The organism is Silvimonas soli, from assembly GCF_030035605.1.
GTDB classification, from domain to species: domain Bacteria; phylum Pseudomonadota; class Gammaproteobacteria; order Burkholderiales; family Chitinibacteraceae; genus Silvimonas; species Silvimonas soli.
Window position 1 is genome coordinate 828,452 of record NZ_CP106736.1, and the last position, 13,152, is coordinate 841,603.

A 13,152-nucleotide genomic window follows, 5' to 3' on the forward strand; every position below is an offset into this window, starting at 1 on the left:
GTTGTTACGCTTGTTGAATGATTTTAAGGATGACCAATGTCCGTTGTGTGGCATGAATTTGGCAGCAAAGACGAACTGGACCAGCAACTGGCCTGTGCCATCGCAGCAGCTTTGAATGCAGCCATTGCGGCACGCGGCAAAGCGGCGCTGGCCGTATCCGGTGGCCGTACGCCCGCAGGCATGTTCAAGGCATTGAGCGAATCTACCGTTGATTTCAGCAAGGTCTGGATCACGCTGGTTGATGAGCGCTGGGTGCCGGTTGATCACGCCGACAGCAACGAGCGCACCGTGCGCCAGAATCTGCTGGTAGGCAATGCTGCTGTTGCGCACTTTGTCTCGCCGGTGTCTGCCGCGGCCACGCCGCATGAAGGCGAAGCGGAAATCGAAGCACGCTTTGCCGCCCTGCCCGCGCCATTCGATGTACTGATTCTGGGTATGGGCGATGATGGGCACACTGCATCCCTGTTCCCGAATGCGCCGGAGCTTGAAGCGGCTTGCGCCTCGCAGGCCCTGGTCGCTGCGGTAACCCCGCCAGTCGCACCGCACAAACGCATCACCCTGACTTTGCCCACCATCGCCAAGGCGCGTGAAGTGATCGTACATATCACTGGTGAAGGCAAGAAAACCCTGTTGCAAGATGCACTGGCCGAGCAAAAGCCGGTGGTAGAGCAATATCCAATCCGGCGTGTGCTGGATGCAGTAACCGGTCAAAAACTGGTTTACTGGACAGCTTGATTGGTCATTTTCCGATATGGGGCTCAATGAGCCCCGTATCCATAATCGGCGGAAGCGATACCCAAAAGGCACGCTACCGCCAATACAAAGAGATGGAGTGAGACGCCTATGCTCGAACGCATCAAAACGATGATCGACAGCCTTTCCAGATCGGAACGCAAAGTGGCCGAACTGGTACTGGCCCAGCCCAATCTGGTTGCAAATGCGCCTATTGCGCAAATTGCCGATCTGGCCGACGTATCGCAACCCACGGTCATTCGTTTCTGCCGTTCGCTCAATTGCTCCGGGTTGCAGGATTTCAAACTGCGCTTGACCCGCAGTCTGGTCTCCGGTGTGCCTTACGTGCATTCGATGGTATCGGCTGACGACTCCGCTCATGACCTGGCCAAAAAACTGTTCGACAACAACATTTCGCATCTTTTGCGTTGTCGTAACGAACTCGATACCGAAGTACTGGAAAAAGCCATCAAGGTTCTGGCCAACACCCACAAGATTGAAGTGTGGGGACAAGGTCAATCCGGTGCAGTGGCTATCGATGCCCAAAACAAATTTTTCCGCCTTGGTGTGCCAACCGTAGCCTATACCGATCCACATATGCACGGCATGAGCGCTTCCATGCTCAAACCGGGCGATGCTGTGGTAGCGGTCTCCAACTCCGGCCGTACGCTGGACATGATCCGTTCGGTAGAAATTGCCCGTGATGCGGGCGCCGACGTGATTGGCATTACACACTCCAAATCGCCACTGGCCAAGCGTTGTTCGCTTTGCCTGTATGCAGACACCATGGAAGATCCGGATCTGTACACGCCCATGATTACCCGCATTGTTCACCTGGTGATCATCGACGTGCTGGCTGTTGGCGTGGCGCTCAAGCGCGGGCCAGAGCTGATCGACCAACTGGAAAAAATGAAGCGCAACATGAAAGAAAAACGTGTGCGCGGGCACGACCATTGATCGCTTGCTGATCAATGAGGTAACGACTCATCAGCAGATAGCCAGGCCGGCGGTGCCACGCCGCTGCCCGACATCTGTCGAGGTAATCCCGGTAGTACCCCGGCAGTAAAACCTTCAGCACGAAGCATGTAAAACAGGCATTCAACCAGAGTCCGCCCCCTTTCATGGCAAGCGGACGTGAAGCCACAGGAAGAAAGGAAATAGGATGTCCAAGCTTACCAGCTCGCCCGCCTGGCTCGCCCTGGCGGAACACTTCAAGGAAATCGCTCCGCTGCACATGCGGGACATGTTCCAGGATGACCCGAAACGCTTCGAGAAATTCTCGGTGGAATCGGGTGGTTTGTTCTTTGATTACTCCAAGAACCGCATCACCGAAAAAACCCTGGAACTGCTGTTCACGCTGGCCCGCGAATCCGGCCTGCAAAAGCGCATTGAACGCATGTTCTCCGGCGAAAAGGTCAATATCACCGAAAACCGCGCTGTGCTGCACGTGGCGCTGCGTAATCTAGACAAAAACCCGATCCTGGTTGATGGCGAAGACGTCATGCCCAAGGTCAACGCCGTCAAAGAGAAGATGTTCCAGTTCTCTGATGAAATCCGCTCTGGCGAGCGCGTTGGCTACACCGGCAAGGCCTTTACCGACATCGTGAATATCGGTATCGGTGGTTCGGATCTCGGTCCGGTTATGGTCTGTAACGCGCTGAAAGACTTCGGCCATCAGCGCCTGACCATGCACTTTGTATCCACTGTGGATGGCGACCAGATTGTCTCCACGCTGAAGAAACTGAATCCGGAAACCACGCTGTTTATCGTGGCGTCCAAAACCTTCACCACGCAAGAAACCATTACCAATGCCCGCACCGCGCGCAAGTGGTTCCTGGATCGCGTGGGTAACGAAAGCCATATCGCCAAGCATTTTGTTGCGGTTTCAACCAACTCCAAGGCGGTGGCAGAGTTCGGTATTGATACCAACAACATGTTCGAATTCTGGGACTGGGTTGGCGGCCGTTACAGCCTGTGGTCGGCCATAGGTTTGCCCATCGCCATTTACCTGGGCAAGCATGATTACCAGGATCTGCTGCATGGTGCTTACACCATGGACGAGCATTTCAAGAACAAGCCGCTGGAACAGAACCTGCCCGTGATCATGGGCATGCTCGGCGTGTGGTACATCAACTTCTTTGGTGCCAGCACCCATCTGATTTCCCCGTACAACCAGTCGCTGCATCGCTTCCCGGCTTATCTGCAACAGTTGGATATGGAATCGAACGGCAAGACGGTTGATCTGGATGGCCATCGCGTTGATTACAACACTGGCCCGGTGGTGTGGGGTGATGCCGGTATCAACGGCCAGCACGCTTACTACCAGATGCTGCACCAGGGTTCGCAAATGGTGCCGATCGACTTTATCGCCAGCGTCGAGCATCCGGAAATTCCTGAGCCGCACAGCACGATTCTGATGGCCAACTTCTTCGCGCAGACTGAAGCCTTCATGCGCGGCAAGAACGAAGCTGAAGTACGCGCTGAGCTGGAAAAATCCGGCATTACCGGTCAGGCACAAGATGAGCTGACCCCACATAAGGTCTTTGAAGGCAATCGCCCAACCAACACCATCATGATGCAGCGTCTGACGCCGCGTCGCCTGGGTGCGCTGATTGCCCTGTACGAACACAAGATCATGGTTCAGGGCACCATCTGGAACATTAACTCCTATGATCAATGGGGGGTTGAGTTGGGCAAGCAACTGGCCAAAGCCATTGAAGCCGATCTGACCACGCCAGGCCTGACGGCTACGCACGACTCTTCGACCAATGGCCTGGTCAATTACTACAAACGCAATAACCCGCGTTAAGCAACACCACTGCCTCCCCATTGCGCATTTTTTGGGGAGGCAGATAACTACACCGCACAGCGGAAATGTGAAGTCGCCCGGCCACGAGCCGGACGATGTTCGGAATGGACAACGCAAGCCCGGACAGCATTAACTACATCAAAAAGGTATGGCAATGGCAGAGCAGATACACGACCAGGACCCACAGGAAACCCGTGAGTGGCTGGATGCGCTGGATGGCGTGCTGGAAAACGAAGGTGCTGAACGCGCCCACTATCTTGTTGAAAAGCTGATTGGTCATGCGCGTGAAGACGGAGTCAATATTCCGTATACCGCGACCACCGCTTACATCAACACCATCCCGGTTCACCTTGAGGCCAGAAGCCCGGGGAATCACACTTTCGAAGAGCGCATTCGCTCTTACACGCGCTGGAACGCTGCGGCGATGGTCGTGCGCGCCAACAAGATCAATGGCGATCTGGGTGGTCATATCACCTCTTTCGCTTCTGCCGCCACCCTGTACGACGTGGGCTGGAACCACTTCTGGCACGCGCCGAGCGACAACCACGGCGGTGACCTGGTGTACTTCCAGGGCCACAGCGCGCCTGGCATGTATTCGCGCGCCTTCCTGGAAGGCCGTATCTCTGAAGAACAACTGCTGAAGTTCCGCCAGGAAGTGGACGGTGGAGGCCTTTCCAGCTATCCGCACCCGTGGCTGATGCCGAACTTCTGGCAATTCCCGACTGTGTCGATGGGTCTGGGCCCGTTGATGGCCATCTATCAGGCTCGCTTCATGAAGTATCTGGGTGACCGTGGCTTTGAACAGAAGGGTGATCGCAAGGTCTGGTGTTTCTGCGGCGATGGCGAAATGGACGAGCCGGAATCACTGGGCGCGATTTCGCTGGCTGGCCGGGAAAAGCTGGACAACCTGGTGTTCGTGATCAACTGTAACCTGCAGCGTCTGGACGGCCCGGTGCGCGGTAACGGCAAGATCATCCAGGAACTGGAAGGCGACTTCCGTGGTTCGGGCTGGAACGTGGTCAAGGTTGTTTGGGGTACCGGCTGGGATGCCCTGCTGGCCAAAGACAAGAACGGCCTGCTGCAAAAACGCATGATGGAAGTGGTCGACGGTGAATACCAGACCTACAAATCCAAAGATGGCGCGTATGTTCGTCAACACTTCTTTGGCGCGTATCCAGAACTGCTGGATATGGTGTCCAACCTGTCTGATGACGATATCTGGCGTCTGACCCGCGGTGGTAATGATCCGCACAAGGTCTTCGCTGGCTACAAGGCGGCGGTTGAGCATAAAGGCCAACCTACCCTGCTGCTGGTCAAGACCGTGAAGGGCTACGGCATGGGCGCGGCGGGCGAATCGCAAAACGTGGCACACCAGACCAAAAAGCTGTCGCCTGATGACTTGCTGCATCTGCGCGACCGTTTCCGTATTCCGCTGACCGATGAAGAAGCGCGCGCCGCCAGCTTCTACCTGCCGCCAGCTGAAGCGCCAGAACTGAAATACATGCACGAACGCCGTGCCGCGCTGGGTGGCTACCTGCCATCGCGCAATCCGGTGAACGAGCCGCTGGAAGTACCGCCGCTGGAAACATTCAAAGCCCTGCTGGAAAGCTCCGGCGAGCGGGAAATGTCCACCACCATGGCGTTTGTGCGGATTCTGACCGCACTGGTGAAAGACAAAGCCATTGGCAAGCGCGTTGTGCCGATCGTGCCGGATGAATCCCGTACCTTTGGTATGGAAGGCATGTTCCGCCAATTGGGTATCTGGAGCCACGTTGGCCAGCTGTATGAGCCGCAAGATGCTGACCAGCTGATGTTCTACAAAGAATCGACCACAGGTCAGATTCTGCAGGAAGGCATCAACGAAGCCGGTGCCATGGCGGACTGGATTGCCGCGGCCACCGCTTACGCCAACCATGGCGTCACGATGATTCCGTTCTATATCTATTACTCAATGTTCGGCTTCCAGCGTATTGGTGATCTGGCTTGGGCTGCGGGCGATCTGCGTGCTCGTGGCTTCCTGGTCGGCGGCACCGCTGGCCGCACGACACTGAACGGCGAAGGCCTGCAACACCAGGATGGTCACGGCCATCTGTTTGCCGAGTTCGTGCCGAACTGCGTTTCGTATGATCCGACCTTTGCCTATGAACTGGCAGTGATCGTGCATCACGGCATGAAGCGCATGTATCAGGATCAGGAAAACATCTATTACTACCTGTCCGTGATGAACGAAAACTACGCCCACCCGGCCATGCCAGCGGGCGCAGAGGAAGGCATCATCAAGGGTCTGTACAAGTTCCGTCCTGCGGCTGCCACGGGTGACCTGCACGTACAACTGATGGGCTCCGGTACGATCTTCCGTGAAGTCATCGCTGCAGCAGAATTGCTGAAGAGCGACTTTGGCGTTGAATCGGATATCTGGTCCGCACCTAGCTTCAACGAACTGAAGCGCGACGGTATGGCTGCAACCCGCTACAGCATGCTGCACCCAACGGCCGAGCCGAAGGTGCCGTATGTGACTGAATGCCTGAAAGATGCCAAGGGTCCGGTCATTGTGGCGACCGACTACAAACGCACCTACGCCGAGCAGATTCGCGAATACGTGCCGGGTCGTTATGTGGTGTTGGGTACCGATGGCTTTGGCCGTTCGGACAGCCGTCAGCAGCTGCGCAAGTTCTTTGAAGTGGACCGTTACCACGTGGTGGTGGCGGCGCTCAAGGCACTGGCCGACGACGGCAAGCTGCCATTGACCAAGGTTGCGGAAGCGATTGCCAAATACGGCATCGAAGCGGATCGTCCGGCTCCCTGGACAGTATGAGAAATGTGTGAGGCGTGAGGTGTGCGGCGTGCAGGATAAAACCTGCCACGCCCACACCGAACGCTAAGGCAGGAGTGAGATCACCCCTCACTCCTTACCCCTCACCCCTCACAGGAATTCCCATGAGCAACGTTATTGAATTGAAGATTCCCGATATCGGCGGCCATGATGGCGTGGATGTCATTGAAGTGCTGGTCAAAGCCGGTGACGTGATCGAGGTTGAACAATCCCTCATCACACTGGAAACCGACAAGGCCACCATGGAAGTCCCGGCTACCGCTGCCGGTACGGTCAAAGAAGTCAAAATCAAGGTTGGCGACAAGGTTTCGGAAGGCGATGTGGTTGTGCTGGTCGAAGTCAGCGCTGCGGCGGCTGCTCCAGCGCCTGCTGCTGTGCCAACACCAGTTGCCCCGGCACCGACCGCACCTGCACCAGTTGCCGCGCCAGTTCCGGCACCGGTAGCCGCGCCGGCAGGTCCAGCCCAAAGCATTGAAGTGCGCGTGCCGGACATCGGTAACTTCGATACGGTCGAGATCATCGAAGTGAACGTCAAAGTCGGCGATACCGTCGCCGTTGACGACTCGCTGATCACGCTTGAATCCGACAAAGCCAGCATGGAAGTACCTTCCACAGCGGCTGGCGTAGTGGAAAGTGTCGCAGTGAAGGTTGGTGAAAAGATTGGTGAAGGCGCCTTGATCCTGACACTGAAAGGTAGCGCTCCGGCCAGCGCCGCAGCGCCTGCACCTGTTGCAGCACCTGCTCCGGCCCCAGTTGCTACGCCAGTGCCGACACCAGCAGCTGCCCCGGCCGCCGCACCGGCCGCAGCCACCACCACCGCAGTCAAGTTTGACGAAGCCGGTTTCCGCCGTGCTCACGCCAGCCCATCGGTGCGTTCTTTTGCGCGCGAGCTGGGTGTGGATTTGTCCCGCGTAACCGGTACCGGTCCCAAGGGTCGTATCCTGCACGAAGATGTGCGTGGCTATATCAAGAACGTATTGTCGGGTGCCGCCGCAGCACCAGTTGCCGCCGCAACGGCTGGTACTGGCGTCGGTCTGGATCTGCTGCCATGGCCGAAGGTTGATTTCGCCAAATTCGGCCCGATCGAAACCAAGCCACTGACCCGCATCCAGAAGATTTCCGGTGCCAATCTGCATCGTAACTGGGTGATGATTCCGCACGTTACGTTCAACGACGAAGCCGATATCACCGAGCTGGAAGAATTCCGCAAGTCGATTGGCAAAGAGTGGGAAAAGAGTGGTCTGAAACTGTCGCCTTTGGCTTTCATTATCAAAGCTGCAGCCGAATCGCTTAAAGCTTTCCCGAACTTCAATGCCAGCCTGGATGGCGACAACCTGGTCCTCAAGCAGTACTACCACATCGGTTTTGCGGCAGATACGCCGAACGGTCTGGTTGTGCCGGTGATCAAGGATGCCGACAAGAAGGGTCTGAAAGAGATCGCCAAGGAGCTGACCGATTTGTCCGCTCTGGCACGCGAAGGCAAGCTCAAGCCGACCGACATGCAAGGCGCCACGTTCACGATTTCCAGCCTGGGTGGCATTGGCGGCAGCAGCTTTACGCCGATCATCAATGCGCCGGAAGTGGCAATCCTGGGTGTCTGCAAGAGCCAGATCAAGCCAGTATGGAATGGCAGCGCGTTTGAACCGCGTTTGCTGTGCCCGCTGAGCCTGTCGTTTGACCATCGCGTCATTGATGGCGCGGCAGCGGCGCGCTTCACCGTACATCTGGCCAAACTGCTGGCCGACCTGCGGCGTCTGATCCTCTAAGTGCGAAGCGTGAGGCGTGAGGGGTAAACACCTCTCACGGCCCACTACACCTCACGCCTCCCCCCTTACTCCTCACAAGGGTTACCCAATGAGTACCGTAGAAATCAAAGTTCCGGATATTGGCGGTCATGACAACGTCGATATCATCGAAGTGTTCGTCAAAGCCGGCGACGTTGTTGAAAAAGAGCAATCGCTGATCACGCTGGAAACCGACAAAGCCACCATGGAAGTGCCTTCCACCCACGCGGGCAAGGTCATCTCGGTGGCAGTCAAAGTCGGCGACAAAATTTCCGAAGGCGGTTTGGTGATTACGCTGGAAGCTGCAGGCGTTGCAGCCGCCGCACCAGCTCCAGCCGCACCGGCAGTTTCGCCGCAACTGGCTTCATCTGTCTCGCAGCCGGTTGCAGGCGCACAAGCTACTGCCACTGCTGGCGACGTCATCGAAACCGAAGTCGTCGTGCTTGGCGCTGGCCCGGGCGGCTACACCGGCGCGTTCCGTGCAGCCGATCTGGGCAAGAAAGTGGTGTTGGTTGAACGCTACGAGCAACTGGGCGGTGTGTGTCTGAACGTAGGTTGTATCCCGTCCAAGGCGCTGCTGCATGTGGCCAAGGTCTTGACCGACGCCGAAGAAATGAAAGAACACGGTATTGATTTCGGCACACCGAAGATCGATCTCGACAAGCTGCGCGGCTTTAAAGACAGCGTCGTTGGCCGTTTGACCAAGGGCCTGACTGGCCTGGCCAAGCAGCGCAAAGTCCAGGTGGTAACCGGCGAAGGCAAGTTCACCGGCCCGTACACGCTGGATGTGACCGCTGCTGATGGTTCGGTAAAAACCATCCGCTTCCAGAACGCCATCATCGCCGCAGGCTCTACCGCGCTGAAGATTCCTGGCTACCCGTACGATGATCCACGCGTAATCACCTCGACCGGTGCGCTCAAGCTCGAAGGCATCCCGAAAAAGATGCTGGTGGTGGGCGGCGGCATTATCGGTCTGGAAATGGCTTGCGTATATGGCGCGCTGGGCACCGAAATCAGTGTAGTGGAACTGGGCGATGGCCTGATTCCAGGCGCTGACCGCGACGTGGTGAAGGTACTGACCGACCGCATCGGCAAGCGCTACAAAGTGATGATTCGCACCAAGGTCACGCAGGTTGAGCAAACGCCGGAAGGTCTGCGCTGCACATTTGAAGGCGATTGGGCCCCGAAAGAACCGCAGGTATATGACAAGGTTCTCGTTGCAGTGGGCCGCCGTCCAAACGGCAAGCTGATTGGTGCCGAGAACCTGGGCGTGAACATCGACGAACGCGGCTTTATCCAGGTGGATAACCAGTGCCGTACCAACGTGCCGCACATCTTTGCCATTGGCGATATCGTCGGCAATCCGATGCTGGCCCACAAAGCTACGCACGAAGCCAAATGCGCCGCTGAAGTGATCGCAGGGGAGAAGAGCTATCTGGATTACCGCGCGATTCCATCAATTGCGTATACCGATCCGGAAGTGGCATGGATGGGTCTGACCGAAACCGAAGCAAAAGCGACCGGTGTGGCGTACGAGAAGGCCGTGTTCCCGTGGGCGGCGTCTGGCCGTGCGTTGGGTAATGGCCGCGATGATGGCCTGACCAAGATCCTGTTCGACCCGGAAACCCACCAGATTCTGGGCGCGGCCATTGTTGGCGTGAACGCCGGTGAGTTGCTGGGTGAAGCGGTACTGGCCTATGAAATGGGCGCCGATATCAACGATATCGCCGGTACCGTCCACGCGCACCCAACGCTGTCGGAAACCGTGGCCATGGCTGCTGAAATCGCTCACGGGTCGATTACCGACTTGTACATTCCGAAGAAGAAAAAGTAACTGCCCGGGTCTCTGACCCAACGTCATTTACAACCCAAACGCCCCGACACATCGGGGCGTTTTTTATTGGGCCGACCCAACACCGCGCTTTACCAGACTTTATAAATCCGGCCAGTCTGTGGCCCTTCCACGCTACCCACATAAGCCTGAGCCACCCGACTGGCAGGCACCGATTCGTAACCGGGGAAGAACGGGCCATATGCCTCGGCGGACTCCGTCAACAGCGTCGGGCTAACTACGTTGATGCGGAACCTGCCCCAGGCATCCACCGCGGCGCCGCGTGCAAAGCCCTCCACCGCCGCATTAACCGTGGTGGCGTTAGTGCCCTGCGCAATCGGTTCGTCACTGACAATGCCGCTGGTGAGGGTGATCGAACCACCGGGCAGCAAGAAATGCTGCCCAATCAACGCCAGATTGACCTGCCCCATCAGTTTGCTATCAATCCCCTTGCGAAAAGCTTCCGGCGTGGTTTGCGCCAGCGGGCCGAAATACAGATCGCCCGTTACTGACACGATGGCATCCACCTTGCCCACTTGAGCAAACAGGCCACCCACGCTCTGTGCATCGGCCACATCAACCTGTAAATCGCCACGTGTTTTGCCGACTTTGATGATGTCGTGACGGGGTGACAAAGCCTCAGCCACAGCCCGACCTACCGTACCGCTCGCGCCAATAATGATGATCTTCATATTCGTACCTCACGCAATTTGAAAGAAAGAAGACCTCATTCTGGTTTAACGGCTTTCAGTTGATAACCACTTGGTTTCTCAGAACATATAAAACCATCAGTTATAAATGATGAAAATTCGTTCAATAAAAATGCCAATGGTATTGCACCCCAAATACACGCTCTATCGTCGCTGCGGTTTTTGCAACACGCCATAATTGATTCAAAACAAAAAATACAAAATAGGAATATTCTGAGCGTGCTTTCAGCAACATCCATCATTAACCATTGATTTAAAAGGGATTATTATGCAAATGACATGTAAAAAGGCAGCAATCGCCCTCATGGTCAGCAGTGTTGCAGCCCTTTCCGCGTTAGCACACGCCGACGGTGGCACTATTCACTTTGTGGGCCGGATTGTTGAAGATACCTGCCAGGTCTCTAACCTGGATCAAATCACCAAACCGGCAAATGCCCAGCTAGGCCATTGCGATCAACACATCGCGCAGTCTGCCCGGATGAGCATTCAACCGGTCGTGCAGAAAACGCTCATTCCTGTAACGTCTAATGCACCAACAGACGCAGGCAAGCAACAGCCCAAGCTGGCTATTCTGATGGTGGAATACCGTTAAGCATGCTGGCTCAGCCATGCCCCACGCACTGTCGGGCATGGCGCCCACCCCGCGCGATTCGTTATCACTATGACTCACATCAAATCCGGTTAATATATCGAATCAACTCGACCGGATTTGCGTAATGCGCTTTGTTTCCAAGCTGCCTGACGTTGGCACGACCATTTTTACCGTCATGAGCCAACTGGCTGCAGAACACGGCGCAATCAATCTCTCCCAAGGCTTTCCAGACTTTCCTTGCGCGCCAGCCTTGCTGGATGCGGCATCCAGCGCCATGCAGGCCGGACACAACCAATACGCGCCCATGGCCGGTTTGCCAGCTTTGCGTCAGGCGCTTGCCGCCAAATTGCTCGCTAGCCAACAAATACCGGTCGACCCAGAAACCGAGATCACCATCACCGCCGGAGCAACTCAGGCCTTGTTTACCGCCATTGCTGCGGTGTTGCATGCGGGTGACGAAGCCATTTTGCTTGATCCGTCTTACGACAGTTATGCGCCAGCGATTCGCGCCCAAGGTGCTATGCCGGTGCGAGTAAATCTGAGCGCACCAACATTTGCGATTGATTGGGCTGCTGTTGAAGCCGCCGTTACTCCTCGCACGCGGCTAATCATCGTCAATAATCCCAACAACCCGGCAACCAGCGTTTTTAGTAATTCAGATCTGGATGCACTTGCCGCCATCGTTGAGCACCATGATTTGCTGGTGCTGGCCGATGAGGTTTACGAGCACCTGGTATACGACGGCATTACCCACCGCAGCGTTTTGTCGCACCCGGCTTTGCGCGCTCGCAGCTTTGCGGTGTATTCGTTCGGCAAAACCTTTCATGCCACCGGCTGGAAAGTGGGTTATTGCGTGGCCCCGCCGCTGCTGAGCGCAGAATTTCGCAAAGTGCATCAGTTTCTGGTGTTTTCGGTCAACACGCCGATGCAGCATGCTTTGGCGCACCATCTGGCCCAGCCCGTGCATTGGCAGCAATTGAGCGCATTTTATCAGGCCAAACGGGATCGGCTGGCGAACGGCTTAACCGCAGTCGGTTTCCGCTTGCAGCCCAGCCAAAGCACTTATTTTCAGCTGGCCGATTTCACGACGATCCGTGATGACTTGAGCGATGTGGAGTTTGCGCGCTGGCTCACGCTGGAACATGGCGTCGCCAGCATTCCGGTTTCAGCATTTTATGGGGATGGCCGGGATGATCGGCTGGTGCGGTTTTGCTTTGCCAAACGCGACGACACGATCGATAGCGCCTTGGCACGGCTGGCAAAACTGGCGGATTAACTGACACTACTCGTTGCCGGGACGGCAACGGGCCGGGCACGCAACAGCCGGACAATGGTGAAGATATTGAGCGTGGCCGAAGTGGTTTCCAGCATGACGCCGCCAATCGAACCAGACAATATGCCGTTGCCCAGCCACAGCAAGGTACTGCACAGAATCAGCAAGCGCATCGGAATGCCGCTAAAGAAAAACACGGCGATGGTGCCGACGCAGCCGCCAACAATGGGCACAATGCTGGCCCAGCCGTGGCCAACATACAGTCCCAGACCAATATTGAGCAGCACGAACATGGTGGCAACCCACGGCGAGCGAGTGCGCATAGAGGCAAACATGCGCACACCTGAAACGGCGGCACTAGTCATGGCAGCCGGGTTGCCCAGCAAGGCGAAGTGGACCGCATAGGTGGCCGACTGGAGTGACATCAATGCCTTGAAACGGCGATCTTGCCGTTGCAAAAATCCGGCGATGCTCAACGCAAACACCAGATAACCCAGACACTGCGCCAGCGAAAAAACGGCCAAAACCTGCTACTCCACAATAAAACCGCCACCCGGAAATACCGGCAGACAGTCGTCGAAAACCGCG

The 13,152-nt window shown here is 56.5% G+C and carries 10 protein-coding genes; 8 read left to right on the forward strand and 2 right to left on the reverse strand.

Features of this window, described 5'->3' with window-relative positions; genetic code table 11:
• Window positions 1–36: 36 nt before the first annotated feature.
• From pgl to lpdA, 6 genes are all read left to right on the forward strand, one after another.
• Window positions 37–735: a 6-phosphogluconolactonase gene (gene pgl, locus N7220_RS03820; RefSeq protein ID WP_283150151.1), complete on the forward strand. Its 699-nt coding sequence runs from the start codon at window positions 37–39 to the stop codon at window positions 733–735.
• A 108-nt stretch (window positions 736–843) separates the two neighbouring features.
• Window positions 844–1,689, forward strand: a complete 846-nt coding sequence (gene hexR, locus N7220_RS03825; protein ID WP_283150152.1) for a transcriptional regulator HexR — start codon at window positions 844–846, stop codon at window positions 1,687–1,689.
• A gap of 205 nt (window positions 1,690–1,894) precedes the next feature.
• Entirely contained in the window at window positions 1,895–3,541 is a 1,647-nt protein-coding gene (pgi, locus tag N7220_RS03830; RefSeq protein ID WP_283150153.1) for a glucose-6-phosphate isomerase, read from the forward strand.
• A gap of 154 nt (window positions 3,542–3,695) precedes the next feature.
• The gene (aceE, locus tag N7220_RS03835) at window positions 3,696–6,356 is read left to right on the forward strand and encodes a pyruvate dehydrogenase (acetyl-transferring), homodimeric type (protein ID WP_283150154.1); all 2,661 of its coding nucleotides are present in this window, start codon (window positions 3,696–3,698) and stop codon (window positions 6,354–6,356) included.
• A gap of 122 nt (window positions 6,357–6,478) precedes the next feature.
• A complete protein-coding gene (gene aceF / locus N7220_RS03840) occupies window positions 6,479–8,140 on the forward strand; it encodes a dihydrolipoyllysine-residue acetyltransferase (RefSeq protein ID WP_283150155.1) in 1,662 nt (553 codons plus the stop codon).
• A gap of 88 nt (window positions 8,141–8,228) precedes the next feature.
• Entirely contained in the window at window positions 8,229–9,992 is a 1,764-nt protein-coding gene (gene lpdA / locus N7220_RS03845) for a dihydrolipoyl dehydrogenase (RefSeq protein ID WP_283150156.1), read from the forward strand.
• Between the two features lie 89 nt (window positions 9,993–10,081).
• Here the strand turns inward: lpdA and N7220_RS03850 are convergent, their stop codons facing one another.
• A complete protein-coding gene (locus tag N7220_RS03850) occupies window positions 10,082–10,681 on the reverse strand; it encodes a short chain dehydrogenase (protein WP_283150157.1) in 600 nt (199 codons plus the stop codon).
• 322 nt (window positions 10,682–11,003) lie between these two features.
• Between N7220_RS03850 and N7220_RS03855 the strand changes: the two genes are divergently transcribed.
• Together N7220_RS03855 and N7220_RS03860 are read left to right on the forward strand one after the other, a co-directional pair.
• Entirely contained in the window at window positions 11,004–11,291 is a 288-nt protein-coding gene (locus tag N7220_RS03855) for a fimbrial protein (protein ID WP_283150158.1), read from the forward strand.
• A gap of 124 nt (window positions 11,292–11,415) precedes the next feature.
• Window positions 11,416–12,567, forward strand: a complete 1,152-nt coding sequence (locus N7220_RS03860; protein WP_283150159.1) for a methionine aminotransferase — start codon at window positions 11,416–11,418, stop codon at window positions 12,565–12,567.
• On the opposite strand, the gene N7220_RS03865 is transcribed toward N7220_RS03860, so the two are convergent.
• Window positions 12,564–13,088, reverse strand: coding sequence for a YgjV family protein (locus tag N7220_RS03865; protein WP_283150160.1), 525 nt, complete (start codon window positions 13,086–13,088; stop codon window positions 12,564–12,566). The genes N7220_RS03860 and N7220_RS03865 overlap by 4 nt on opposite strands.
• Window positions 13,089–13,152: the final 64 nt, after the last annotated feature.